General features: G+C 68.2%; 24 protein-coding genes and 2 pseudogenes. 16 read left to right on the top strand and 10 right to left on the bottom strand.

Annotated elements, in window-relative coordinates:
* Positions 1-315: 315 nt before the first annotated feature.
* Positions 316-783 carry a hypothetical protein gene (locus tag AB0D94_RS20005; RefSeq protein WP_362053355.1) on the bottom strand — a complete coding sequence of 156 codons (468 nt, stop codon included), beginning with the start codon at positions 781-783 and terminating at the stop codon, positions 316-318.
* A gap of 995 nt (positions 784-1778) precedes the next feature.
* Here AB0D94_RS20005 and AB0D94_RS20000 point away from each other — a divergent pair.
* The 4 genes from AB0D94_RS20000 to AB0D94_RS19985 all read left to right on the top strand — a co-directional run bounded on the left by AB0D94_RS20000 (position 1779) and on the right by AB0D94_RS19985 (position 7300).
* On the top strand, positions 1779-3173 hold the full coding sequence (locus tag AB0D94_RS20000) for a DNA-binding protein (RefSeq protein ID WP_362053370.1): 1395 nt from the start codon (positions 1779-1781) through the stop codon (positions 3171-3173).
* 154 nt (positions 3174-3327) lie between these two features.
* Positions 3328-4092, top strand: coding sequence for a TnsA-like heteromeric transposase endonuclease subunit (locus AB0D94_RS19995; RefSeq protein ID WP_362053352.1), 765 nt, complete (start codon positions 3328-3330; stop codon positions 4090-4092).
* Positions 4093-4151: 59 nt separating this feature from the next.
* On the top strand, positions 4152-6200 hold the full coding sequence (locus AB0D94_RS19990) for a Mu transposase C-terminal domain-containing protein (protein WP_362053349.1): 2049 nt from the start codon (positions 4152-4154) through the stop codon (positions 6198-6200).
* Positions 6201-6286: 86 nt separating this feature from the next.
* Positions 6287-7300 (top strand): ATP-binding protein, encoded by a 1014-nt coding sequence (locus AB0D94_RS19985; protein WP_362053367.1) that lies wholly within the window; start codon positions 6287-6289, stop codon positions 7298-7300.
* A 353-nt stretch (positions 7301-7653) separates the two neighbouring features.
* Here AB0D94_RS19985 and AB0D94_RS19980 read toward each other — a convergent pair whose 3' ends face one another.
* Complete coding sequence (locus AB0D94_RS19980; protein ID WP_362053346.1) at positions 7654-8022, bottom strand: RICIN domain-containing protein; 369 nt, start codon at positions 8020-8022, stop codon at positions 7654-7656.
* A gap of 683 nt (positions 8023-8705) precedes the next feature.
* Between AB0D94_RS19980 and AB0D94_RS19975 the strand changes: the two genes are divergently transcribed.
* The 6 genes from AB0D94_RS19975 (at position 8706) to AB0D94_RS19950 (ending at position 15050) form a co-directional block, all read left to right on the top strand.
* A complete protein-coding gene (locus tag AB0D94_RS19975) occupies positions 8706-9161 on the top strand; it encodes a hypothetical protein (RefSeq protein WP_362053343.1) in 456 nt (151 codons plus the stop codon).
* A gap of 409 nt (positions 9162-9570) precedes the next feature.
* Entirely contained in the window at positions 9571-9978 is a 408-nt protein-coding gene (locus AB0D94_RS19970; RefSeq protein ID WP_362053340.1) for a hypothetical protein, read from the top strand.
* A gap of 116 nt (positions 9979-10094) precedes the next feature.
* On the top strand, positions 10095-10610 hold the full coding sequence (locus AB0D94_RS19965; protein WP_362053337.1) for a hypothetical protein: 516 nt from the start codon (positions 10095-10097) through the stop codon (positions 10608-10610).
* A 101-nt stretch (positions 10611-10711) separates the two neighbouring features.
* Positions 10712-11227, top strand: coding sequence for a hypothetical protein (locus AB0D94_RS19960; protein WP_362053334.1), 516 nt, complete (start codon positions 10712-10714; stop codon positions 11225-11227).
* Positions 11224-11772, top strand: coding sequence for a DUF6262 family protein (locus AB0D94_RS19955; RefSeq protein ID WP_362053331.1), 549 nt, complete (start codon positions 11224-11226; stop codon positions 11770-11772). Before AB0D94_RS19960 ends, AB0D94_RS19955 begins: the two co-directional genes overlap by 4 nt.
* A 500-nt stretch (positions 11773-12272) precedes the next feature.
* Positions 12273-15050 carry a hypothetical protein gene (locus AB0D94_RS19950; protein WP_362053329.1) on the top strand — a complete coding sequence of 926 codons (2778 nt, stop codon included), beginning with the start codon at positions 12273-12275 and terminating at the stop codon, positions 15048-15050.
* Between the two features lie 334 nt (positions 15051-15384).
* Here the strand turns inward: AB0D94_RS19950 and AB0D94_RS19945 are convergent.
* From AB0D94_RS19945 to AB0D94_RS19935, 3 genes and pseudogenes are all read right to left on the bottom strand, one after another.
* Positions 15385-15486, bottom strand: a pseudogene (locus tag AB0D94_RS19945) (S24 family peptidase); the annotation flags it as partial.
* 139 nt (positions 15487-15625) lie between these two features.
* Positions 15626-16596, bottom strand: a pseudogene (locus AB0D94_RS19940) (bile acid:sodium symporter).
* Between the two features lie 131 nt (positions 16597-16727).
* Complete coding sequence (locus tag AB0D94_RS19935; protein ID WP_362053326.1) at positions 16728-17048, bottom strand: hypothetical protein; 321 nt, start codon at positions 17046-17048, stop codon at positions 16728-16730.
* 83 nt (positions 17049-17131) lie between these two features.
* Here AB0D94_RS19935 and AB0D94_RS19930 point away from each other — a divergent pair, with 83 nt between their 5' ends.
* On the top strand, positions 17132-17320 hold the full coding sequence (locus AB0D94_RS19930; RefSeq protein WP_362053323.1) for a hypothetical protein: 189 nt from the start codon (positions 17132-17134) through the stop codon (positions 17318-17320).
* On the opposite strand, the gene AB0D94_RS19925 is transcribed toward AB0D94_RS19930, so the two are convergent.
* Complete coding sequence (locus AB0D94_RS19925) at positions 17297-17818, bottom strand: heavy metal-responsive transcriptional regulator (protein WP_362053320.1); 522 nt, start codon at positions 17816-17818, stop codon at positions 17297-17299. The genes AB0D94_RS19930 and AB0D94_RS19925 overlap by 24 nt on opposite strands.
* A 188-nt stretch (positions 17819-18006) precedes the next feature.
* On the bottom strand, positions 18007-19428 hold the full coding sequence (locus AB0D94_RS19920) for a hypothetical protein (protein WP_362053317.1): 1422 nt from the start codon (positions 19426-19428) through the stop codon (positions 18007-18009).
* 421 nt (positions 19429-19849) lie between these two features.
* On the opposite strand from AB0D94_RS19920, the gene AB0D94_RS19915 reads away from it, so the two are divergent.
* The 4 genes from AB0D94_RS19915 to AB0D94_RS19900 all read left to right on the top strand — a co-directional run bounded on the left by AB0D94_RS19915 (position 19850) and on the right by AB0D94_RS19900 (position 22704).
* Complete coding sequence (locus tag AB0D94_RS19915) at positions 19850-20029, top strand: hypothetical protein (protein ID WP_362053314.1); 180 nt, start codon at positions 19850-19852, stop codon at positions 20027-20029.
* An 81-nt stretch (positions 20030-20110) separates the two neighbouring features.
* The gene (locus AB0D94_RS19910; RefSeq protein ID WP_362053311.1) at positions 20111-21295 is read left to right on the top strand and encodes a pyridoxal-phosphate dependent enzyme; all 1185 of its coding nucleotides are present in this window, start codon (positions 20111-20113) and stop codon (positions 21293-21295) included.
* Entirely contained in the window at positions 21292-21966 is a 675-nt protein-coding gene (locus AB0D94_RS19905; protein WP_362053304.1) for a PAS domain-containing protein, read from the top strand. Before AB0D94_RS19910 ends, AB0D94_RS19905 begins: the two co-directional genes overlap by 4 nt.
* A gap of 363 nt (positions 21967-22329) precedes the next feature.
* Positions 22330-22704, top strand: a complete 375-nt coding sequence (locus AB0D94_RS19900) for a hypothetical protein (RefSeq protein WP_362053301.1) — start codon at positions 22330-22332, stop codon at positions 22702-22704.
* 258 nt (positions 22705-22962) lie between these two features.
* On the opposite strand, the gene AB0D94_RS19895 is transcribed toward AB0D94_RS19900, so the two are convergent.
* The gene (locus AB0D94_RS19895) at positions 22963-23133 is read right to left on the bottom strand and encodes an SDR family oxidoreductase (RefSeq protein ID WP_362053298.1); all 171 of its coding nucleotides are present in this window, start codon (positions 23131-23133) and stop codon (positions 22963-22965) included.
* Positions 23061-23471: an SDR family NAD(P)-dependent oxidoreductase gene (locus tag AB0D94_RS19890; protein ID WP_362053295.1), complete on the bottom strand. Its 411-nt coding sequence runs from the start codon at positions 23469-23471 to the stop codon at positions 23061-23063. The genes AB0D94_RS19895 and AB0D94_RS19890 overlap by 73 nt, the downstream gene beginning before the upstream one ends.
* Positions 23472-23595: 124 nt before the next feature.
* On the opposite strand from AB0D94_RS19890, the gene AB0D94_RS19885 reads away from it, so the two are divergent.
* The gene (locus AB0D94_RS19885) at positions 23596-24072 is read left to right on the top strand and encodes a hypothetical protein (RefSeq protein WP_362053292.1); all 477 of its coding nucleotides are present in this window, start codon (positions 23596-23598) and stop codon (positions 24070-24072) included.
* Positions 24073-24411: 339 nt separating this feature from the next.
* Here the strand turns inward: AB0D94_RS19885 and AB0D94_RS19880 are convergent, their stop codons facing one another.
* Positions 24412-24642 (bottom strand): hypothetical protein, encoded by a 231-nt coding sequence (locus AB0D94_RS19880; protein ID WP_362053289.1) that lies wholly within the window; start codon positions 24640-24642, stop codon positions 24412-24414.
* Between the last annotated feature and the right edge of the window lie 93 nt (positions 24643-24735).

Below are 24735 nucleotides of genomic sequence, written 5' to 3'. Positions count from 1 at the left end.
GGTACCCGCTCCGCGGGTACCTGAGCGCTGCGCGCTCAGGAGAGACCGGCCTCGCTGCGCTCGGCTGGCCCTTCGGGCCAGAGCTGGCCCTTCGGGCCAGAGTCCTCCGCTTCGCTGCGGACGGGTTCGAGACCTCGCTTCGCTCGGTCTCGAACGGCTCGCTTCGCGAGCTTGTGTGACCCCGTTTCACGGGGTTCGGGCCTTTGGCCCATTGGGCGCGTCCGCTTCGCTCCCCCGCCCGGTCCTTCCGGCTTCGCCTTCAGGACTAGCCCGCTGCGCGGGCGCCGGCAGCAACAACCAGGGAACCGCCGGGTGTCAGAGGTGGTTGGTCTCGTGATAGAGACGCCAGTGCCACCAGCCTCCCCTACGGTACGGCTGGCGGTAAGCGAGCGGGTCGGGGAGCGTCCTACGCCGCAGTTCATCATCCATTTCCGCCAGCAGCGCTTCCAGATCGCGGCGGGCACTCGTGGGGAGCCTGCGCACGACCACTTCGAGGAGGTCCCGGGCCACCGCAACGTTCTCCCAGAGCTCCTGGTCCTGACTACCGCTAATCGACAGGAGCAGGTACAGGTACTTGCCCGGGCGCGCGAGGAAGGCCCGATAGGCATCGATGGCCTCCAAAGCCGCCCCCGGCCACCATCCTTCGCCGAACGGGCGCCGGTATTCCTCCCGGCGGATCGCGGAGACGATCCGCCGGGACGGGCGCCAACGCTTGGGCAATCCAACGCCCCATGAACCGGTATCCGCGTACACCTGTCGCGGCACCCGCTGCGCGCGCAGCACTCCCGGCCGATTACGCGGCATGAGCCTTTCGGAATGCAGTCATAAGACTTGATCATGGCACCAATGCGGCGGGACGTCCAGCGATTCCGCCGGATCGCTGCCACCCCGAACGGCCTGCTTTGCAGGCCTGGGTGACCCCGTTTCACGGGGTCCGGGCCTACGGCCCGTTGGGTGGGTCCGCTCCGCTCCCCCACCCGGGCCCTTCCGGCTCCGCCTCCAGGACCAGCCCGCTCCGCGGGCGGCTGGCAGCGAGGAGCTGATGGGGGTGTCACGGCCGACTCCTGGCTTACGGAGCTCCCGGTGCTGGCCAGGACGGGTCTGAACGCCGCCTGCGACTCACCGGTGCTGCTGTAGCGGATGACGAAGTCCACTGTCATCTGTATGCCGATTCCTGTCAGCCAGGTGACGGGCAGCCTCGTGGTTCACGATGAGGTCGGTCAGCCTTGGTGCTTCATTCTGTTCGCTGGATTGAGACTGGGCTAGGGGTACTCCATGCTGGGGCCTGGCTCGCCAGTGGAGTCGTGTCCCTGACTGGCCTTCATACCTCTCATGTGCCGGCCCCATTTGGCTGTACCGGATGGCGGTGGGTGCTGTCAGTCGTATGCCGATACAGGTCAGTTGGATGCCTAAGGGCTGGGATACCTGGAATCGGGGCGGCCAGTTGTGCTGTCCAGTGCTCGGCGGGGAGAGAGGCAACGCGTGCTGGAAAGTGGCGAGGATCCTGCGAGCGGCTCTGCGGCCGTGTTCCCGCCCCGGGCCGGACAGGCAGCGGCAATGCCCCGCCTAATGGACCTCGATGAGCGCGGCGAGCTGACATCACGGGAACGCTCAGCCTCCCCGTAGCCGATGAACCCCTGTCCCTGGACGAGCTCTTCTCCACCGCAGACGACGGGCAGGGCAGCTTCAGCTGAGAGATCGTCACCGGTTCGCTTGATCCACTGGGCATCGGTGCGAAAGTGCCCGCCCGGGGACTGCAAACACGAGACCGTGATGGAGTGACCTATCACCCCGGCCTCCTGCGGACCGCTCCTCTGCAGGGAGAAACGACGTCGTCGCTGATCTGCCGCATCGCGAGCCGCTACGGGATGGAAGCGAAGGCGTTGAGGTCCTGGTGGCAATGGCGCAACTCCCAACCTGTGCACGACGGCGGGGGTGGGCGGGCCGACGCCGAAGTGCTGCTGAACGCGGCCGGGCGGCAGCTCCTGGCAAGCCTGTGCGGCGTCAGGGAAGACGTGTTGGCGCGGGCGTTGCCGTCCTGGGAGCAGGGCGACGCCAAGCTACCCGCCGAGGAGGAGGGAGTGCCAGCGGCGGTGTGGCGGATCGGTGGCGCGGCCGCCGGGCCGGTGGCGTTCGGCTGCCGCCTGTGTACGGCCCGGCGCACGGGGACGGTGGCGCGGGTCGTGCGGTACGCGCCGCGTTGGCAGCGGGTGTGTGTCCGGCACGGGCGGTGGCTCCTGGACGCGGATGCCGACCAGCCCCTGGAGTATCTGGACGTGCTGCAGCTGCCGGAGGTGAGCGCTGCGCAGCGGCAGTGGGCCGGGGTGGCGCGGCGGGCGGTGCGGGCCGGGGTCGTGCCGGAGAGGGTGTTCGCGCTGGCGTATGCGGTGGTGGCCCGCTGGTGGGAGCAGGCCTTTGGCTGGGAGCGGGAGACGGTCTGGCCGCGGCGTCTGCATCAGGTCGCGGGCGGTGATGCCGGTGGTGATCTGGAGCGGTGGCGGATCGTGGGGCGGGACGTGGTCGTCTTCCCCGAGGTGGTGGCGGTCGCCGACGCGCTGCTGGACCCGGGCATGGTCGAGCTGGTGTGGCAGGACAGCGGTGCCGGGCGGCCACGGGCGCTGCCCGCCGACGGCATGTTCTGCCGCCGGCTCGGTGAGCGGGTCGGGCGGGGATGGCTGGGGCCTCTGGCGGCGATCGACTACGGCGGTCCGTTGACGTCCTGGATGGGCGGCGTCATCCGCCAGCGCCGCGGAGCCGGTGGCCCGCCCGGATACGACAGCGATCCCTGGTGGGTGCGTCAGGAGCATCAGCCGGCGTCCATGGCCGGAGAGCTGCGAGTGCTGGGCAAGGAGAAGAAGGCGCCCGGTGCGGGGACGATATGGCGGACAGTGGTGCCGCCCGAGCAGCGGGCACTCATCGGCAGCCTCATCGACAGTGCCGAGGAGCAGCTCGTCCAGCTGCGCGGCGTGCAGAGCGGGCCGACGGCCGAGGTCGCCCGGCAGTTGCTGCGCGGTCTCGGGCACAGTGTCGGCCTGGTCGAGGCGGCCTGGAAGCGGACCGCGGTGGCGGCGGTGAACGGCGGGGTGCCACTGGAGGAGGTGGCCCGGTGGGTGGACATGCCCGCCGCGGAGCTCAGGAGCATGCTGACGGCGGGCAAGCAAGACGGCGGTTGAAAGCGCAGGGCGGACGGGTGCGTTGGCTTTTCGCTGATACTGCACTCGTTTGTGGCAGGAATCCTGAAAACAGCGGGGCCCATCGGCGGGAGGGGCTTGGCTGGTTCAGGTGACCAGCGTAGGAGGGGCCCGGTCCGGAAGCCGGGCAGGACGAGTGGCCGTGGATCCTGGGAGCGCCTTCGAGGCGGTCTTCCTTGACCCGGTCGGGCAGACGGTCCAGCAGCGCTGGGCGGATGCCGCCATTGCTGTGGCGTTCGAGGAATTGGAGCCGGTGTCGGCGTTCCCGGTGATCCCGGGGCGCCGGTGGGGGCCGGGCTTGTGGTGGTCGTCGACGACCGGGAGGCATGTGGCCGCGGGGTCGAACGCGATGCGGACCCAGCTGATGATCCTGGACCGGGATCCGCGGGTGATCGGGCTCGCGGGGCGGCCGGTGCGGTTGCTGTGGCGCAGCGACCGTGGGCAGGTGCGTTCGTGGGTGCCGCAGCTCTTCGCCCGGTACAGCGACGGCAGCGCGCTGCTGGCCGACTGCCCCAGCCACCTGGAAGCCGGTGGTGAGCGTGCGGTGAAGGCGGCCGTAGCGGTGAGTGAGGCGTGTGCTCAGATCGGCTGGACCTACCGGCGCCTTGCGCCGCTCGACGATGTGGCGGCCGCCAATCTGAAATGGCTGGCTGGCTACCGCCATCCCCGGAACCAGGGGCGTACTGGCCTGATGGCGGCCGTGCTCGGCGCGTTCGCGCAGCCCCGGCCGCTCATCGAAGGCGCCGAAGCGGCCGGCGACCCCATCGAGGTTCTTCCCGTCGTCTTCCACGCCCTGTGGCTCGGACAGCTGACGACACCGCTGCAGAGCCCTCTGCACGAACGCGTCCTCGTCGGCCCGGGGAGCTCGAGCCGTTCCGGCGAGCCAGGAGGTATCCGGTGACCGTGAGGCGCAATGCCCGGCCGACTGTGAAGGTCGGGGCGCATGTCCGTTTCCGTGGGGTGAAGTGGCAGGTGGTCGCCCTGTCCGGGCAGGACATCCGCCTCGTCGGCCCGGACGGCGGCGGTGAGACCGTGCTCGCCGGGTACCTGTTCGCCGACCCCGGCTTCACCGTCATCGGAGCCGACGCTCCCCAGGCGGCGCCGCAGTGGGGGCTGTTCGAGACCGCCCCTGCCGCGGCGCGCGAGAAGGCGCTGGCCTGGCAACGGCACGTGAGGGAAGTCGAATGCGGGCTGCCCGGCGGGCCCGGCAGCGAAGGAGTCGTACGGGAGCAGTACGACCCTGAGCGGCACACGCTGGCCGAGCGGGAACAGGCCAAGGCCCAGGAGCTGACCGCGCTCGGCTTCGGCCGTGTCTCACGCACCACGGTGCAGCGCATGCGCCTGGACTACCGCAAGCAGGGCCTGTGGGGGCTCCTCGACCACCGCACCACCCGCGCCTCCAGCCCCACCGGGCGGGCCGACGAACGGGTCGTCGCCGCCGTCCGCGAAGCGCTGCGCCGCCGCCGCGGCCGTTCCAAGGGCACCATCAACGGCCTCTTCCCTCTGATCACCCAGATCCTGGAGAACCGGCACGGCCCCGGGAACGTGCCCGCCCCGTCCCAGGCCACGCTGTACCGTCTCGTCACCTCTCTCGCCCGCCCCGGCGAACTGCCCACCGGACCAGTCCGCCAGATCCCCGCAAGTTTCGACGGGCGGGCCTTCACTCCGGCCACGGCGCTGCGACCCGGCGAGCAGGTCCAGGTCGACATCACCCGCCTGGACGTCCTGGCCCTCTTCGACGACGGCACCCTCGCCCGCCCCGAACTCACCATCGCCATCGACGTCGCCACCCGCGCCGTCCTCGCGGCCGTCCTGTGCCCCAGCGCGACCAAGGCCGTCGACGCGGCCCTGCTGCTCGCGGAGATAGCCGTCCCGCACCCCGCTCGCCCCGCCTGGCCCGACATCCTGCGCATGAACCAGGCCCTCGCCCTGCCACACCACCGGCTGGCCACGCTGGACGAGCGCCTGGCGGGGGCCGCGGCCCGGCCTGTCGTCCTGCCCGAGACGATCGTCGTCGACCGGGGCAAAGTCTTCGTCTCCCGCGCGTTCACCGCCGCCTGCGAGAGCCTCGGCATCAGTGTCCAGCCCGCCCCGCCCCACGCCCCCACCGCCAAAGGCATCGTCGAACGCGCCTTCGGCACCATCAACGCGCTGTGGTGCCAGTACCTGCCCGGCTACACCGGATCCGACGTCACCCGCCGCGGTCCCGACACCGAGCACGAAGCCTGCTACAGCGTCGCCCAGCTGCAGGACCTCCTCGACGAATGGCTGGTGCACTACCACCACCGGCCCCACGAAGGCCTGCGCCACCCGATGATGCCGGGCAAAGCACTCACCCCGAACCAGATGTGGGCCGCCCTCGTCGCCGTCGCCGGCTACGTGCCCGTCCCCCTCACCGGCGGCGACTACCTCGAACTGCTGCCCTTGCGGTGGCAAGCCATCACCGCTTCCGGCATCCGCATCCACCACCGCACCTACGACCACGACTTCCTCGCCCCCTACCGCGGCCAGACCTCCCCCCACCCCAGCCGCAACGGCAAATGGGAGGTCCACTACAACCCCCACGACGTCCGCCAGATCTGGGTCCGCCTGCCCGACGGCGAACTCACCGAAATCCCCTGGATCCACCGCGACCACGTCCACCAGCCGTTCAACGACCACACCTGGCAGCACATCAGATCCCTCGCCCTGCACAGCAACCACGGCGACGCCGAGCAGCACGAAGCCGACCTCGCCGACGCCCTCGACCAGCTCATGCGCCGCGTCCACAGCGGCCACGCCACCAAGACCGAACGGGCCGTCATCGCCCGCACAGCCACCGTCCCGGTGCCCGCCGCCCGACCCTCAGAACACCACGCCGGCACCGGCCACCACACCGGCGACCACGCGCAGCACGGCGAGGACGACAGCATCGACGACCTCGAAGACCTGCCCGACGACAGCCGGCCCGCCTCGCAGGCAGGTGGGTTCGGGCTCTACGACGCACACGAGGAAGCCGCCAAGTGGTGAACAACCCGCACCCCACGACACCGATCCCGAGCAGCACAACATCGATCCGTCCAGACGGCAGCAGCGCGGTCGAGGCGTCCTGGCCGCTGACCACCTGGAACGGCTGGCAGCGCTTCGCCACCACCGACCCCCCGGCCCCACCCCAGCCCGGCGACCCGCCCCGCAGCGTTGAGGAACGCCTCGCCTACCACTCCCGCTTCGTCACCATCCGCACACCCGCCATCGACACCCTCGCCACCCAGGTACGCACCCTGATGATCCTCGGCCGTCACCAGCAGGCCACCGCACGGCCCTCCCTGATCGTCACCGGGCCCGCCGCGGCCGGGAAAACAACGGCCCTCCTCCACGTCGGCCGCGCCTGCCACCTCGCCCACCACCGCAAAAACCCCGTCCCGCCCGGATCAGCCCACGCTGCGGTACCCGTCGCCTACGTCCTCGTCCCGCCCGGCGCCACCGCGAAGACCCTCATCACCGAGTTCGCCCGCTACCTCGCCGTCCCCGTCACCGCGCGCATGACCCAGACCCAGATCACCGAAGCCGTCTGCCACACCTACACCCACGCCGGTGTCCAACTCGTCCTCATCGACGAGATCCACCGCCTCAACCCCCGCACCACCACAGGCGCCCAAACCGCCGACCTCATCAAAGACCTCACCGAACGCCTCCCCGCGACGTTCGTCTACGCCGGCATCAACGTCACCGACACACCCCTGTTCACCGGGACCCGCGGCGCCCAACTCGCCGGACGCGCCACCCTGGTCACCTGCGGCCCCCTCCCCGCCCGCCACAGCACCCGCCAGCCATTCCGCGACGTCATCACCGACATCGAAAACGCCCTCGACCTCACCCACCACCGGCCTGGCACCCTCCCCCGCCACGCCCCCTACCTCCACCAACGCACCGCCGGGCGCATCGGATCCCTCACCCGACTCATCCGTCAAGCCGCTATCACCGCCATCGGCGACGGCACCGAACGCATCACCAAAGCCACCCTCGACGCCGTCCAACTCGACCACCTCGCCGAACCCCCCCCACCCGAACCCGCTAACACACCACCCCGACAACACGAAAGGGCCCTGAACAGCACAAACGCTGGCTGAGCCCTTACACGCTAGAACCATCCACAACAGACCACGCCACACTCAGCACAGACCAGAAAGCCCCAGCTCACACACCCAAGACCCACGCCGGGAACCGTCCGATCGGGCTCTCAACAAACCCACAACACCCCAGGCCAGCCAACAGCCAGCACACCAACCACCACCCCCTCCAGCGTCAGCCGGATCCGGACCGTCCCGCCGGGCCCGGGCAGATCCCGGGTCCGGCCCGCCCGTGTAATCGCGATCGGTAGCGTCGGCGACCCGGGCATCTAGGAGACGCGAGTTGATCGCGAAGATATACCGGCTGTGGTCAGCGCCCTACCCCTAGGGGAAAGTGGCGCCATCCCGTTGGCTCAGTAGTTCCACCCCTGGTAACCGTTCTGGAGGGCGGCAGCGCTGCAGTCGTGGAGGCGCAGGCCATAGGTGGGGCTGTAGTCCAGGCACTTTCCGGTGGCCACGTTCCGGAAGGAAACCCACTGGTAGACGCCGTCCTGGTCGTTGACGAACCAACGCTGGTAGCCGTTGACGTAACTGGCGGTGCTGCACGCGTGGGTACGGACGCCGTGGGCGGCGCTGCCGTCGAGGCATTCCCCCGTAGCCACGTTCTGGAAGTTGATGTAGCCGTCGTCGTACTGGATCGCCGTGAACTTCTGGAAACCATTGTCGAAGCTCGCCTTGCTACAGGTGTGCACCCTCAGCCCGTAGCTGGCACTGTCGTCCACACACTTCGATTGGTCCCTGCGGTTGAGGAAGTTCTTGTCCCACACGGCGATGATTCCGGCCGTGGCCCCTGTTGCACCTGCCGTCTCCGACAGGCTGTGGGCCCCCTCAGGGACAGGCGCTTCGGAGTCGTATGTCGTCACGACGGAGGCCGGGCTGCTCGGGGTCGAGGCCGCAGCACTGGGTGCAACAGCGAACGCCCCTATCAGGCTGCCGACGGCGGCGACCAGGGCAAAGGTCTTTCGCATGTACAAAACCCCCCAATGATATGATTCTTGAACTTTTGACCGCTTTGCGTCACATTATCCTGGCGACGCAAGACAATGATCATTTTAGTCCCTGTTCCTGAGCCGCGCATGACAATGACCTGAAGCGATTCACCCGCAGGAGTGAGCTTTGTGTTCGTTGCAGATGCCGGCTGCCACGATGTCCATGATCACGGGCGGACGGTCGTCCTGTGACATCAGACGTGAGGGGCAGACATGCTGGATGATGCGGTCGTGACGCACCAGGTTCAGGTGGAGCTGGGCGGTCTTCGGGTGGAGACGCTCAAGAGCGTCTCGGCGATCACGGTGGATCAGGAGTACATCGATGTCGCGTCGATGACCCCGGCCGCACAGCATCATGCTCGGGATGCGGGGAATTCGCGGCGGTCGTCTCCGGCACGCTCGGCCAGCCCCTTTGCGTGGACTGCACCGCCCCGGAGGTCTGGCATACCTGTCCCACCTGCAACGATGCAGACCATCCGCACCCTGGCCAGTGCGCGCGCTGCCTCATCAACCGGCGCCTCAACGAACTGCTCGGCCCTCCGTCCGATGTCCTCCACCCCGGCCTCGAAGCACTTCGGCACAACATCGCCACCACCGAGCACCCCATCACCGCCAGGCGGTGGCTGAACAAACCGTCCGTCTCCCCGGTCCTGGCCGACCTCGCGGCCGGCCGACGAGCTCTCACCCACGAGGCTCTCGATGAACTGCCCGACAGCCCGCCCGTCGCCCACCTCCGCCAGGTCCTCGTTGCCGTCGGCGCCCTGCCCGAGCGCGACGAGTACATGGTCCGCCTCGAACGCTTCCTCACCGGCCTCCTCGCATCCCAACAGGACCCTGAGCAACGCAAAGTCCTGCACCGGTACGCGATCTGACACCTGGTCCGGCGACTCCGCCGACGCAACAGCGGCCGCCCCATCACCCCGCAGCAGTTCATATCCGCACGTCAACGCACTCATGCGGCCGTCGCCTTCCTGAACTGGCTGACGGCCCACAACCTCACCCGGGGGACCTGTCAGCAGGCCGACCTCGACCGGTGGCTCACCGACGACTCCGCCACCTACCGCCAGACGGCAGGACTTCATCCGCTGGGCCCGCACCAACAAGCTCACCACCGTCCACGTCCCCGCTATCCGCTGGAACGGCCCCACTCAGCCACTCGACGACGAACATCGCTGGAACGTCGCACGCCGGCTCCTGCACGACGACACCCTCAAACCCGAAGACCGCCTCGCGGGACTGCTTCTTCTCCTCTACGCACAAGGGCCATCGGCGATCCACCGGTTGTCCATCGAGGACGTCGAGGTCGGCAATCAGGAAGTACGTCTCCACCTCGGCGATGCCCCCGTTCAGCTGCCCGAGCCCGTCGCCGAACTGGCCCGCGTGGTCGCCGCGAACCGCAAGGGCCACGCGACCATCGGTGCCCTGGCGCCATCGCCCTGGCTCTTCCCCGGCGGCCAGCCAGGACGTCCGATCAGCACCACACAGCTGACGCAGCGGCTGAACAACCTGGGTATCCGGCCCAACCAGGCCCGCAGCACCGCACTCTTCCAGCTCGCCACCGAGATCCCCGCCGCGATCCTCGCCCGCACCCTGGGGATCCACACCGACGTCGCTGTCGCCTGGCAGCGTCTCTCCGCCGGCGACTGGGCCACCTACGCCGCCGAAGTCAGCCGACGCACGACCTCGTGAGCCGTGCATTCGAGGGGAAAGACCGGTGTTGGGCATGGACACCGGCAGGAATACTCGCTGGTCAGGCCGGAGGTCGCCGACGAATGGGTATACCGGCGAGATCTACGATGACCACCATGGAACCAGTCTCCGCCGTCGTCCACCTGGACAGCCCCTTCATCAACTTCCGAGACTTCGACTTCGGGGAGCGCTCCCACGGCTACCGCTGGGTCAACGTCAAGCGTTTCCAGCTGTCGTCCGAGGCATTGGACGACCGAGACGCGCTGGCTGCCTTGATCGCGCACCCTCAGTTTCGGGACACGTACGACGGCGCCGGCGTTCAAGACTGGCCACGGCACGGTCAGTGGTGGCTCGACCGCCCTGATACCTACGAGACCGTCGATGCCGCTACGGCCGTCGACACCATCCACTTCTGGGCCAACCAGCATGGCGCCGTCCCAGAATCACTCGCATCACGCCTGCGTCAGGAGATCTACACCCCGATCTGCAAGGCGACCAGCAGATACCTGCTGGGACAGCTTCCGGAGGACGCCTTCCACGACTACGGCCCTATCCATATCGACTACCACGAACTCGTCCTCATCGACCGCCCGGCAGCGACGCTCACTCTCCTCGTCTCAGCGGACGACTGACGCCACCGCAACTAGCTCCACCGGGCCTCTGAAGGAGGGCATTCAGACAGTTCCAATACCCGACGTCACCATTAATCGGCGCCGAGCGGCGCCGCGAGGCCGTGGACCGGGTCACCGCCCTGCAGTTCGACCGGCACGGCGCCCGGGTCTGGCGTGCGGCGCAGAGCCTGCTGGACTCCGAGCACGTCCGCCACGCGATCGGGGAGGTCGCCACGCCGTACGGGGTGTGCCGCGAACCGTCCAACGTCGCCGCCGGCGGCCACGCCTGCCCGCTGCGGTTCCGCTGCCTGGGCTGCGAGCACTTCAACACAGATGTCTCCTACCTGCCGGATCTGCAAGCCCACCTCGCCGACCTGCTGCGCAGCCGGGAACGGTTGATGTCCGCCTTCGAGGCCGACGAATGGGCCCGCACGCAGGCCATACCCAGCAACGAGGAGATCAGCCGGGTCCGCCGGCTCATCGACCGCGTCACTACCGACCTTGACCAGCTGACCGCCAAGGACCGCGCGCAGATCGAGCAGGCCGTTGCTCTCGTCCGCCGCGGGCGGAGCGTGATGCTGGGGATGCCGCGGATCGGTCAGCCCCTGCCCGATGTCCGGCCGAGGAGGACGGCGTGAGTTCGGCAATGAGCGACGGCCGCAAGGCGGACTCTGACCGGCGTCGGCAGCGTGTTGTGAAGGCTGTCAACGCCGCCACCCACAGAGGGGGCCGGATCAGTGTTTCCGGCATCGCCCGGCAGGCCGGGGTGGACCGTACCTTTCTCTACCGGCATCGCGATCTGCTCGCGCTGGTCCATGCGGCGGAGGTCGAGCCGTCCGAGCAAGACCCTGCATCTGGCGCGTCCGCAGTAAGTCGGGCATCGCTCCAGGTCGACCTCGCGAACGCGCAGGCCCGCAACGCCCGGCTTGCCGCGCGGATCCAGCTCTTGGAGAAGCGCCTGTCCAGCGAGCTTGGCGAGCAGGCGTGGCGGGAGTCAGGGCTGGGCGTGCCCACCGACATCGACGAGCTCCAACGCAGCCTCACCCGGCTTGAACAGCGCAACGTCGAGTTGACCTCCGCCCTGGAGGAGTCCCAAGCGGATCTGGGCGCTGCCCGGGAAGCCAACCGCGAACTGACCCGAGCGCTCAACCAGCGCGTGCAGGCAGACACCACGGCGTCGTGATCCGGCCTACGCGGCGGCCACCTCCCGGGACTCGTCGACTGCCACCCGGCCCTCAGCGGCTCGTAGGAGCCCATTGTCCCGTGCCGGTGAACGTTTTGTCCCGTGCCGGTGAACGTTGAAGTAAGTTCCCCTCGCCGCCGAGCAGGGAAGGCGCCGATTTGCCCCTTTCGGGGGTTCGGACAATCCTGGAGGGGAGTCCTACGCGGTGGGTGTCAGCGGCCGCGCAAACCCCCACGAACTACATCATCAGCTCCACGTCCAGGGCACCTACGACGGCGCTCCGGGCCGGCCTTGCGGCCACCCTGGACAGTTCCTGACCCGCCTGAACGACGGTCTGGCTATCGGGTGGCCCGGGAACCCGTGGCGCCGAGGGGATCTCGGCACTCGACACACGGTCACCGTCCCCATGTCCACAGCGGGGGCGCAACACCGTCCAGCTGGCCCACTACGTGGCGTTCGGGGTGGGGAATTGGCTGACCGTCGACACAGAGGTGATCTCCGTGGCGTTTCCCAGCGGCATTCGTTCGCAGGACCCCCTCACGGGGCAGCCCAAGGTGTGGTCGTCCGTCCTCCAAAGTAGTACTGCGGGGCCGTACGCCGTCAACGAGAGCCAGTTGGTGAAGGAAGCGCTGACCGCTGTACGTGCTCGGCCGGAGATAGCCGAGCAGCTGGCGGTACTTCAGGAACCACCACAGCTCGAGCATCTGGTAGACGACCAGCGTGGCGTCATCGAGATGAACCTGGCGGAACAGCTCGAGCGGACCCGCCAGTTGGGCGTCCGCCTGCATGAGCTGCTAGTAACGGAAATAGCGTCGGATCCGGGTCGCCATGCCGCGTTCACGAAGCTTTCCGAAGCGGCGGACGGACTTCGCGACGTGTCGCAGGCGCTTTTCGACGTGAGTCAGGAGCCGCCAGGAGGAGTCGATGATGGCACGAAAGTGCGCGCCCTCCTCACCGCGGCCTGGGAGCGACGCACAGCGGCTGCTCGTCTCTTGCCGGCCCGAACCAGCCCGGCCTTCGTCTGGGCTCAACAAGCCAAACGCAGGAACCGAGCAGGCCCACCAAAGTGGCCGGACCCGCCCCGAGCTGCCGTAAAGGATGAGATCGTCAGCGTCACGTACGATCTGCTCCGAATCCAGGCAAGCCTGGAGCGCCACATGACCGAGCAGAGGGACCAGGCGAGTGAGCGGCCGGACTTCCGGAACCTGGAAACAGAGTGGAAGGCGGCCCGGGCTGATCTAGGGTCCATGGCGGAATCGACGATTCATGGGCTGGTTCTCACCGCGCTCAACAGCGCCGTGGCCGCGCACTTCGCCCTGAGCATGCAGATCCGCTCCCTCAAAGGGCTGCGTGAGACGATCACCAACGAGAAGGTGGTGATCACCCCGTCCTTCGAGCGGCTGGAGTCGATGATCGACCGGCATGGCGAGGGAAGCTTCGGCATCGCGGGCCCGCGTGGTGTCGGCAAGTCGGCGCTCATCAAGTTCTTCACGACATCCGGTACCCACACGATGGCTCTTGGGGAGCCGCCGCGGGAGCCACCGGAACGATCGCGACTCGGAGTTTCGGTGGCGGCCCCCGTCGCGTACGAGTCGCGTGAGTTCGTCCTGCACCTACACGCCGAGGTCTGCCGGGCGCTGCTCGGCCCCAACGCGGACCGGATGCTCGAGGTCGAGGTGGAGCAGACCCCGAGACGCGCTGCCAGTGTCCTCACGGCAGTGGGCGTCGCATCTACCGGTGCCGTGTGCCTCGCCGGGGGCGCCATTCTTGTCGCCGTTGCCGCCCGGCGCCTCAGCGCACCCGATGACGCATGGACCTATGCGGGCTTGGTGATGACCGCCATTGCGGTCGGACTGCTGGTGCTGCTCCTCCTCGGTACCGTGCGGCTGGCAGTGCCCGGCCTCCGGACCAGATTCACCACCTGGGATCCGATTGATGTGACGACAGCCGAGGATTGGCTCTATTACAAGGCCGTGCGGAAATTCAGCTGGGGTTGGCCCATCCTCTCGCTCACCGCAGCGATCGGCTTGTCTCTACTTACGGTGTCCGGCGGATTGGGGCGGGGCACCTGGATGCTGTTGGGTGGCACGGCTGCGGTCGTCCTCGGTGCGACTCTGCTCTCCCGGGGGAGGAAACATTATGCACGGGTCTTGCGGAACCTCTGGCACCTTCCTCCTACGAGGGCTGCCGAAACCACGACGTACTCCAGTGAGGCCGGGCTCCATGAACTCGCGCTCGACCAGCTCCGGCAGATCCGCTACCAGCAGACCCTCAGCAACGAGCACTCCATGACGCTCAGGCTCGGTGGCGCGCGGCAACTTCCCGTCGGTGTCGACGTCGGGTCCAAGCAAGGTACGACGCTAGCGGAACGGACGAAGACCTACCCCGAGATCGTGTCCGGTCTCCGGGCCTTCCTGGAGACCGTCAGCCAGAAGCACCAACTAATCATCGCCGTCGACGAGCTGGACAAGCTGCGAAGTGCGGAGGACGTCGAGAACTTCCTCAACGACATCAAGGGCGTGTTCGGTGCCAGCCGCTGCTTCTTCCTCGTCTCCGTCTCGGAGGAGGCGGCCGCAAGCTTCGAACGGCGCGGCATACCCTTCCGCGACGTGTTTGACAGCTGCTTCGACGATGTCCTCACCCTCCAGCGCCTGGGGCTCGACACCGGGCGGAAGATCCTCTACGGGCTGCTGCTCGGGTGGAGGGAGCCCTTCGTCGCTCTGTGCTACGTACTCTCCGGCGGCCTCCCTCGGGAACTGCAGCGCAGCGCGCGCCAACTGGTAGGCAAACACGACGAGAAGAGCACCATCGACCTATTGCAAGCCGTGCCGGAGCTGATGCGCCACGAGGCCGCCGCTCGACTCGGGGCCGTCCGCCACGGCCTGCTCCGGGAGGCATGCGGACCGGCCGGCCTCGCCCTCGTTGGCCGCATCGAACTCATCGACCCCACGGGCGCCTCCGCGGACCAGTTCCGAGAGTGGTACGAGGACCTGGCTGAGTGGTGCCTGCGGCAGTTCGCAGGACTCCGCAATCCGGACGGGTCGTCAATGCCCGCGGCCACGCGGATGGGGTGCGAACTCGCCACCTTCCTGCTCTTCGCCGCAACCGTGATGGACTTCTTCGGCAGCACCCTGACTTCGGACCGTCTCCAGCAGGCAGCAAAGCCGGCGGGCGGTCAGTCTCTGGCCAAGCTCGCGGACGCCCGCCATGCCCTCTCCCTCAGCCCCTGGACCTCAGTCGGCTGCCTCACAACCTTCCGCGACGCTTGGGGCCTCTGACCGCGGTCGCCCCCTCCAGCCAGATACCTGTTCGCGGGAGACTGCGTCCACGGTGCGGCATCTCGCCTGGCCTCTCCGCAGGTCCGACCCTCGCAGCTACGTGAACCACGACGTCGCGCGATTGGCTGCCACATCAGCCGCGTCGATGGGTCCCTGCCGATGCGTTAGCAAGCGCCCGGCCGCCAGCTGACGCGCTTGAGCCGATCTCCTCCCCTCGGCGGAGACCACTCGAACGAGCGATAGCACCACAGGTGTTGCACAAGATACTGTCACTTGCACCGGCGCTGAGCTGCGCAAATAAGTCTCATCTCGCCTCGCGCCACACCGCCAGTCCCAGAGAAGCGACTATGTCGCCGTGGTCAGCGCTGTCCTGGCGCCGGACGGTGACGATGTCACCGTCGCAGATGGCGGCCTCGATCATGCTGTCTCCGACGACCGGAAACCGACGGGTTCGCCGAATCTCAGAGGACTCTTCCCGGGAACCGGTCGCGGTTCTTCTTCTACGGGGTTGAGCCTGGCGTGGGTTCGCTCGCTACAACCGTGCGGCCGTCTGTCGTCTCCTGCTCGGCCAACCGTCACGGCGCGACGGGAATGTCTTCACCGCGGGAGGCGGCGGGGACCAGGCGGGGTACCAGCCGGACATAGGCGACCATGCCGAGGACCTCGACCAAGGTCTGGGTGACCACGACGACAGCGGCGACGGCCAGGTTGTCGGGCAGGGCCAGAGCCAGAGGCAGGACGACGAGGGAGTTACGGGTCGCGCCGGTGAAGACGATCGCCCGACCCGCGGGAGCGTCCAGGCGGAACAGGCGGGCCACGGCCTTGCCGGCGAACGCCATGACCACGAGGAACGCCGCGTAGAACGGGACGACGGCGGCGACATCGGCGAGGCTGTCCCCGAGCTTGGGCACCTGGGAGGCAACCACGACCAGCAGGGTCGCGGCTATCAGCGGCACCATCGTGGTGGTCGCGGCGTCGGAGACTTTCTGTCCGGCCGGACGGCGGGCCGCCCACGTCTGCAGGGCCCACGCGAGGACGAGCGGGATGACGATCAGGACGATGAACGCCTCGACGAACGGACTGACCTCGACGATGTCGGCCAGCTCCGAGCCCATGAACAGGTAGAGGAACCCCGGCAGCAGCAGCATCTGCGCGACCAGCAGCGCCGGGGTCGCGGCGAGAAGACGGCGGCTGGACCCGTTGGCGAACCCGGAGAAGACGATGACGTAGTCCACGCACGGGCAGAGCAGCACCAGCAGGACGCCGAGGCGGACCGCCTAGTCAGCGGGCAGGAAGGCGAACATTGCGGTAACCACCAGCGGGACCACGACGAAGTTCACCACCACCGCGGCGGACATGAACCGGCCGTCACGTAGCGAGCGGACCAGTTCGGCGGCGGGGACCTGGAGGAAGGTGACGAACAGCAGGGCGCCGAGGACCGGGTTGATCGCGTGCTCCAGCCCCGGTCCAAGGCCGGGCGCTGTCCAGCGAGCAGTCCACCGGCGGCCATCGCCGCCAGGTAGATCACGACCTGGTGATGTTCCATCCGCTCGACCAGGCCATGCGGTCCCTGCTGCGACACCCGAGCTGCGCCCTCGTGCTGTTCCCGGCCACCCCGTGGCAGCCGCGCGATTCATCCTCGCAGGCCACTGTGTGCGGCCTGACGTGCGGCTCCGCTCAGCGAGCGGTCCCTCTCCCGTCCGTGTCCGGGGGCGGGCCGAGGGTCGGCATGCCGAGGTCGGCCGGTGCCTGGGCCGTGTGGCAGGCCGTCGCCCGGCGCCGACGCCGTACGACGAAGACGCCGAGTCCGGCGGCCACGGCCAGCACCCCGAGGGTGGGCATCCACAGGGCGCCGATCGCGGAGGTGACGCCGATGCCGCCAAGGACGGCGAGGATCGGGCCCGCGCAGCACACCGCACAGGCGGCGACCGCGGCCGCGCCGACGCCGAGCATGCGCCAAGGCCCGGACGGGCGGGACGTGGGGGCTGGGGTGGTCATGCGGTTGCTCCAAAGAGGTCTGCCAGCATTCCGGCGGCAGACTCGGGCGCCCGCACATCCAGCTGGAGGGCGATCGGGGTCAGGTGCAGGGTGAAGTCGAAGAACGCGCAGCAGCCCTGCTCTGCCGCAGCGAGCGCCGCGACCTCGCTGGCCAGCTCGGCACCGGCGGGGAAGGACAGACGGATGCCGTCGGGGATCTGCTCGCGCCCTTCGGCCTTGCCGACCAGCTGCTGCCACTGCTCGGTGCGCTAGCCCAGTTCGGCGCCGCCTAGCGTGCAAGCCACCGGGACGTCCCGCCACGGCTCAGCAGCCGAGGCGGAGCGGGTGGGCGACAGCGTGATCGCCACGGGCCCGGCCGGTGCCGAGCCAGCCGTGGTGCAGCCGCAGTCTGGCCCGCACGCCCCCGCGGGTGCTGGGCTCGACAGCTCGGCGTGGACACCGGCCAGATGGGCGGAGAACGCACGCAGCTCGGCGATCCGGCCGTCGGTCTCTGTGGTCCGGTCCGCGACCAGCGGCAGCATCCGCGCCCGGACCGAGGCGCACACCCCCTCCTCACGGACGTCGAGAAGCTCGCGGATCTCATCCAGGGCCAGGCCCAGCAGCTTGGCCGAGGAGATGAACGCCAGGCGCTCCACCGCGTCCTCGCCGTACATCCGATACCCGGACGGCGTGCGGTCCGCGGGAAGCAGACCGGCGTCCTCGTAGAAGCGCAGCGTGGTCGCCGGCACGCCGCTGCGTTCGGCCAGCTGCGAGATGCGGTAGCTCGTCATGCCTTCGACGGTAAACCTTCGACCCGACTGGAAGGTCAAGCCCTGACCTGCGGGGCCGTATCTGACTCCGCTCGTTCCGGGCTGGCCGCCGGTGGGCCTTTACGGGGCGATGGGACCGTTTTTCTTCTCCGGGTGTGCCGACAGGACGTAGCCGGTGGCGGAGAGGTTGGACAGGCCGAAGAGTTCCATCAGCCGGACGGGGTCGGCGCTGTGACGCGCCTCGTCGACGATTCGGTCCACGTGCAGCCGGCCGGCAGGCCGACTCGCTGGAAGAGCTGCTGGACCACGCCGGCGCTGATGGGCGGGCCGGAGTCGTCGACGGCGGTGTTGCGGGTGACAAAGAAGTAGGGATTGGAGCTGTCGGGCCAGCGCCGGTGGCGCTGGAGCTCCCATGCTGTGGTCAGGCGCAGGGTGAAGGCGTCGAGGTAGATGACGTGGTCCATGCGACCCGTCCGGCGCAGGCGCAGGCGGCCCTTGCTGCGGTCGAGGTCGGTCCGCCGGAGGTGGACAAGCTGTCCGGGGAGGAGGGCGTAGATGGCGACGAGGGCAACCATGAGGCGGTCGCGCGGGTCGTCGAGGCGGTCCAGGAGACCGGCGACGCGGTCGGAACGCAGCGCGGTCGGCATGGATCGGCTGCTGGTGAGGGAGATGCTGCGGGCAGGATCTTGGAAGACGAGGCGTTCGCGTTTGAGAGCCCTGAAGAAGGAGCGCAGTGAGGTGTGCAGGCGGCGGGCCTGGTCGCCCGGGAGCGGGTCCAGGACGTCCTCGATGTGCTTCCTGGTGATCTCACGGGGGTCGGTAAGCCCGTCGGCGATCCACGCTTCGAAGGTGCAGAGTATGGCGCCCACGTAGTTCTCGACGGTCTTGGGGCTGCGGGCCCGGCTGGAGGTGCTGCCCTGGCCGAGGAGTACGTCGATGAAGGTGTGCACCGCGGCGGAGAAGGCCGGGCGGGCGAAGGCGGTGGCGTGGTGCCGGGCGCGGGCGATGCAGGGGTCGCTGGGCGGTTGCGCGGCGAGCAGGCCGCGTTGGCGGAGGTAGTTGATGACGCGGGCGCCCTGGAGGTTGGCTCTCATGGAGGCCAGGGCCCGGATGTCGCTCTCCTGGATGGGAGCCTCGGCGCCGAGGTGCCCGGTCACGATGCGCAGGGTTCGGGTGCTGCCGTTGAAGAAGTCGGTGTTCCATCCGCGGCCACGCATGTACGCGGTGAAGTCAGTGATCAGGCTGTCTGCTGCCGCGGTAAGGGCCGGCGGTGTGCTGGTATCCAGACGGGTCCAGTCGCGGGGCGGGGACGGGAACAGTACCAGCTGGGCGGGGTCCACGAGGTACTCGGATAGTTGGCGTTCGGACTTGGCCCGGGCGCGGGCGCGTCGTCGTTTGAGGGCGAAGCGGCCTTGGGGCGCCGCGGTGCCAGGCAGGAAGCGTCCGACCGCCAGTCCGGCGGTATGAGGGCCGGCGAACCACAGCTGATCGCCGTTCTTCATCGCGATCTGGGCGGTGTCGACCTCGGTTTCGGCGAAGACGATCCGGCACATGCGGCACATCCCGGCGCTGAGCATCAGCGTGCGGTGGCAGCGGCCGCACTCGGCTTCGTTGGCGCCGCGCTTGCGCATCTCGGAGCACCAGCTGGTGCACGGCACACACAGGACCGGGCGGTGGTTCGCCCAGGCCAGACAGTGTGTGCACTGTCCCCGCAGCTCAGGGTCGCGCTGTCCGCCCTGGCGGGTGGGGCCGGTTCCGCGCGGCGGGACCATCCGGCGCGGGGGTGGCGGTGCGAGGATGCCGGCTCGGTCCAGGGTGGCGTTAACGGCGCCAAATGGCCCCAGATTTTCGGTCTGGGCTGGCCCCACGTCTGTGGTTGAAGCGGCGCTTGTTCAGGCCTGAAGTGGCTCCGGGTTCCGGTCCCAGCAGGGCCAGCCATGGTATTCGTGGGGCTGCCCCAAGAGACCACTGTCTCTCACACCACTGTCCCTAAACCGAGAGATCGCAAGCGGCAACAGGGCGAGCCATCGAACCGGAATCAAGATCGGCCAGATGTCGCTACTGACCGTTCCGATCCTCGCCGTGGGCCAGTCAGTGCAGTCGGAGCTGCTCACCGTCCCGGCCTGGATCACTCTGCTGGACTTCGCCGGCTTCGGTCAGTTCCCGGTCGGCGCAGTGCGGCGCATCGACCCACATTTAGACTTCTTGTATACATCTGGATATGACGTCTAACATGGGATGGCAGCGTGCCTGCCGGGCCACGAGACCCAGCGATACGACAGCACGTCGAGCGAGTAGAAGCCGGAACCGCCCATGAATGCCGAACAGCACTCAGCCGTCGCCACCCCCGACCTGTACGACCGGTCCGGAAAGCGCTACTCCCTGGACGACCCTCGCTGGCGGGGCGAGGACGGCAGCCCCCTCGCGGTCAGTGCACTGCCAGGCCTGCGTCCCGAGCAGATCGACACCGCCGAACGGTCCCTGTGGCGCTACCACGAGGCCCTGCCCGTCCCGGCCGCCCGCCGGGTGAGCCTGGGCGAAGGGTGTACGCCGATGGTCCCGGTCGACTGGGCCGGCCGACGCGTCCACTTCAAGCTGGAGTGGTTCAACCCGACCTCCAGCTTCAAGGACCGGGGCGTATCGGTGATGATGTCCCACCTCGCGGCGCACGGCGCCGACCGCGTACTCGAGGACAGTTCAGGCAACGGCGGTTCCGCGGTGGCCGCCTACGCCGCCGCTGCCGGTATCCGCGCCAAAATCATCGTTCCCGCCGCCACCTCGGCGGCCAAGATCCTCCAGGCTCGCGCCTACGGAGCCGAGATCGAGCTCGTGGACGGCACCCGCGACGAGGTCTCGGACGAGGCGATCCGGCAGTCGGAGCAGATCTCCTACGCCAGCCACAACTGGCACCCCATGTTCATCCAGGGCACCAAGACCATCGCCTACGAGATGTGGGAGACCCTCGGCTTCACCGCGCCCGACAACGTAGTCCTCGTGGCCGGGGCCGGCAGCAACATCATCGGGTGCGACCTCGCGTTCGGCGAACTGCTCGACGCAGGCCAGATCGACAGGCGCCCGCGCCTGTTCGTCGGGCAGCCCGAGCACTGGGCGACCATTGCCGACACGTTCAACGGCATCGACCCGGCCGGCCGCGGCGAGCGGGTGCCCACGATCGCCGAGGGCGCGTCCATCGCCCACCCGGTCCGGCTGCCCGAGGCGGTGGAGGCCATCCGCCGCTCCGAAGGCGCCGCCTACGCCGTCCCCGAGGCGGAGATCCGCGCCGCGGTCCGCGCACTGAGCGCGCGAGGCTTGTACGCCGAGCCGACCAGCAGCGTCCCCGCGGCAGCCCTCGACCACTTCATCGCGACCGGAGAGATCGCTCCGGACGAGACGACCGTGGTCGTGCTCACCGGTGCGGGGCTGAAGTCCGCCGAGAAAATGGCCGCGGTGTTCGCCGGGCCCTGTGACGGCGCTCAGGAATCGAGCAGCGCTCGATGACACACCCCACCGGCCGACCGGACGACAAACGCGCCGACCAGCCCGCCGTACCGCAAGACGAGCACCTCGTGCGGGAAGCCGAGCGCATCGCTGTCGCCGTCGGGCGCATGTTCGCCGGTCTATGCGAGGTCGTCCTGCACGATCTGCGCCGACCCGACAGCGCCATCCGCACCATCGAGAACAACCTGTCCGGACGGCAGGTCGGAGACTCCGCCACCGAACTGGGCCTGCGCCGCATCGCCGACCCCGACTACCCCAGCGTCATCCAGAACTACAGCAACCAGTTCCCCGACGGACGCCCGGCCAAGAGCACCTCGATCGGCATCAGGAACGCCGAGGGACGTTACGTGGCGGCCCTGTGCTTGAACCTGGACGTCAGCGCGCTGTCCCCGCTGGCCCTGACCCTGGCCAACCTCGTCGCCACGGATGTCGAACACCAAGGCGAGGCCCTGGAGACGCTGCGCGACCGCAGCGGACGCAAACTCCGGTCGGCCATCGACTCCTTCGCGGCGCAGCGCTCCAACACCCCGCGTGGCCTCAACCGTGACCAGAAGCGCGAGCTGGTCCGGCGGCTGCATCGCGAGGGCTTCTTCGAGACCCGCAGTTCCGCACAGCTCATCGCCGACCAGCTCGGCGTCTCCCGGGCGACCGTCTACAACTACACGAAGTAGCCATACCCGGCAGCAGACCGATCCCGAGTGTCGCCGCGGCCTGGACGAATTGGTGGCTCTTGTAGACGGCGCGGTGGTCGCTGGTCACCGTCTCGGGAGCGAAGAACGGCAGCCCCCGCGACCGGGTGCCCGGCCAACTCCGCCACCAAGACCGCCAGGGCACCGGGATAGGGCCATTCCGTCTCCGGGCCCCGGTTCGGCCGCAGGCCGTTTCGGAGGAGCAGCAGAGGCTCGCCGCGTCTTGCGGGCGGCGGGACTCCGTTCGTGTTGGGTTTCGCTGCTACGTTCCGAAAGATCACGGGTCAGGAAACGCGTAAGAGCGGATGGGCTGACCCGCTTCCAGCGATCGGGGGTGAGTGAACTGTGATTCAGATGGTGTGGCGTGAGGTTCGGGAGGAACTGTGGACCCGTCCCTTGTGGTGGCTGCTGCTGTCAATCGCGACTGCGGTGCTCGCTGCTGTGGCATTCGCGGTCGGGGCCGTCGCCGGATGGGGAGGCTTGCACATCGGCGAGGCGTGCGGTGATTCCTATGACCCCGGGGTTGTTGCGCAGCACCTCGACGATCCATTGTTCCCGCTGCACAACTGGTGCAACGCGGAGCATGACCTCGTCCCCTCCTGGGTCAACCCGGCCGTTGCTGGTCTAGCCATGGCATCCGCTGTCTGTCTGGTCATGACTGTCGTGCTGGGCGTGGCTCGCGCCATCCGCAAGAAGAGACTGAGGAAGCTGAGGGCCTGAGTAGGTCACGGGAGTGAGACGACCGTAGCGCAGGGCGCCGACAACGACGCGTCGACAGCAGACTCTTGAGTCGAATGTCCCCAGCTGCGGCCCGGACGGCCTACCCCTACGGCTTACAGCCCGGCCGCGCCCCGGGCACCCTGCCGAAGTCCACCGCGCGCCCCCAGTGCACCCCTTCCCCAGGCCGGCGCGTTGGTGGTCAGGCCGCCACGGTTGAGGAGGTCAGGAAGCGCTGTCGAACAGTCGTGTCCTGGGGGCTCAGTAGCCTGCTGTGCCGCCGTCTACGCTGATGAGGGATCCGGTGATGCCAGCACCCTCATCGCTGGCCAGGAGGACGGCCACGGTTGCGACCTCTTCTACTGTGACGGTGCGTTTGAGGGCGGCTTCCTGGGTGAAGAGTTCGACGAATCCGTCGAAGTCGAGCCCCATGTTGGCGGCGACACGTGGGCCCTCGGCGAGATGCCCTCGGTGAGGACCAGGCCGGGGCATATGGCGTTGACGGTAATACCGAGCGGGCCTACTTCCTTTGCCAGGCTCTTCGTCAAGCCGTTGATGGCGTGCTTGGCTGCCACGTATGGGGCCAGTACCGGTTTGCCGTGTTTGCCTTCCACTGAGGACATGTTGATGATCCGACCGGTACGGGCGGGTTGCATGAGGCGCAGGGCGGCGCGGGTGGCCCAGAAGGTGGAGTAGAGGTTCCAGCGGATCACATGGTCGAACTGCTCGTTGCTGGTGTGCGTGACCTGCCCCGCTCCCGACGCCCGCACCCCAACTCCAACGCAGCCCGCTCGTACCTGCCCCGCACCAGCCCCTGATGCGGGGGTACATATAAGGTCCACACCCGCCTACCCCACACCAGGGGCATCTTGATGGGGCAGCCATGATGTCCGGGTGTTCTATGAAGACCTCAGCAAGTACGACTACCAGGAACAGGATTCGTTCACGGACAGGGAGTCGGCCTTCTACGCACTCTGGTACAGCCCGGGGTACACCCGCCTGAACGTCGGGTGGCTGGAAGCCAGTAAGCCGTACCCGAAAGGGACGGTCCCCACAGGTTTCGTGGACAAGCTGAAAGCTGTTCAGGAGATCCAATGGATGAACGTCTGCCTCGGAGTACACGAGTGCGACCTGTGCCCTAAAAATGAAGCGCCGGAAGGGAACGGCGAGGTCCGGATCCCGGGCGAGCCCGGAATCGCCTATGCCGCGCCCTACCTGATCACGCACTACATCACCGCCCACGGCTACCGACCTCCGCAGGCCTTCATAGATGCCGTTCTCGCTGTCGACCTCGACGCATGGGCCTCCGCCCAGTGGCCCAACGTCCCCTTCCCATGGGTTCCAGACGACGCACAGCGCATGCTGGAGTAGCACCAAACGAACACCGCCAGGCACCCAGACACAGCCCACAGAACGGCAACTGACACATCACGCGCGCCTGCCATAGCCAACACCGACACCGACACCGACACCGACACCCAGCGTGTGATCCCGATCTGCACCCAAGTGACCAGGCACTACGCCAAAAATGTCAGCGCGGAATCGGCAAGGACTGTCAGTGGCGAAACTCAAGCCACACCCCTTCGACCAGCAACAACCCCCAGACAGGACACTGACACCTCAACGCCGAACACCCACTGACAAACACACGCACATCATCTGCGCTGTCGCTGAAGGCGATGCGTGCTCGTCGGCCGGGGTGTCGGGCCATCAGGCGACGTGTCCGCGCTCGGCGTCGAGCTCGGACAGGCGGCGGTCGCGTACGACCTCCCACGAGGTGGTCTCCTCCGGGCGGGGCACTCCGTTGGCGGCGACCTCCTCGAGGAACGCGGCCAGGTCGTTCGCCCTCGCGCGAGTACGGGCGGCGTAGGCACGTAGGGAGTCGGCTCCTGCGGAGGCCGCCCGGCCTCCTGTGGCCGGCGGCTGCTCGTGATGGCTCATGACTGGCTCCTGGCAGTGATGGGTCGTTGTCCAACACGGTAGCTGTCGACGCCTCGTTCAAACAGCGGTCACCGGTTCTTGGGCGGCCAACTC

The sequence above is a fragment of the Streptomyces sp. NPDC048255 genome, from assembly GCF_040652415.1.
Lineage (GTDB): Bacteria > Actinomycetota > Actinomycetes > Streptomycetales > Streptomycetaceae > Streptomyces.
The sequence above is the reverse complement of the archived record's forward strand: the minus strand, read 5'-3'. Positions and strand labels throughout refer to the sequence as shown.

Excerpts from the sequence above, each read along its gene's own strand:
- AB0D94_RS19905 (WP_362053304.1), top strand. The coding sequence starts at position 21,292 with ATGACACACCCCACCGGCCGACCGGACGACAAACGCGCCGACCAGCCC.
- AB0D94_RS19910 (WP_362053311.1), top strand. The coding sequence starts at position 20,111 with ATGAATGCCGAACAGCACTCAGCCGTCGCCACCCCCGACCTGTACGAC.
- AB0D94_RS19880 (WP_362053289.1), bottom strand. The coding sequence starts at position 24,642 with ATGAGCCATCACGAGCAGCCGCCGGCCACAGGAGGCCGGGCGGCCTCC.
- AB0D94_RS19935 (WP_362053326.1), bottom strand. The coding sequence starts at position 17,048 with ATGACCACCCCAGCCCCCACGTCCCGCCCGTCCGGGCCTTGGCGCATG.
- AB0D94_RS19915 (WP_362053314.1), top strand. The coding sequence starts at position 19,850 with ATGTCGCTACTGACCGTTCCGATCCTCGCCGTGGGCCAGTCAGTGCAG.
- AB0D94_RS19920 (WP_362053317.1), bottom strand. The coding sequence starts at position 19,428 with ATGCGCAAGCGCGGCGCCAACGAAGCCGAGTGCGGCCGCTGCCACCGC.
- AB0D94_RS19925 (WP_362053320.1), bottom strand. The coding sequence starts at position 17,818 with ATGACGAGCTACCGCATCTCGCAGCTGGCCGAACGCAGCGGCGTGCCG.
- AB0D94_RS19965 (WP_362053337.1), top strand. The coding sequence starts at position 10,095 with ATGGAACCAGTCTCCGCCGTCGTCCACCTGGACAGCCCCTTCATCAAC.
- AB0D94_RS19895 (WP_362053298.1), bottom strand. The coding sequence starts at position 23,133 with ATGGGGCTCGACTTCGACGGATTCGTCGAACTCTTCACCCAGGAAGCC.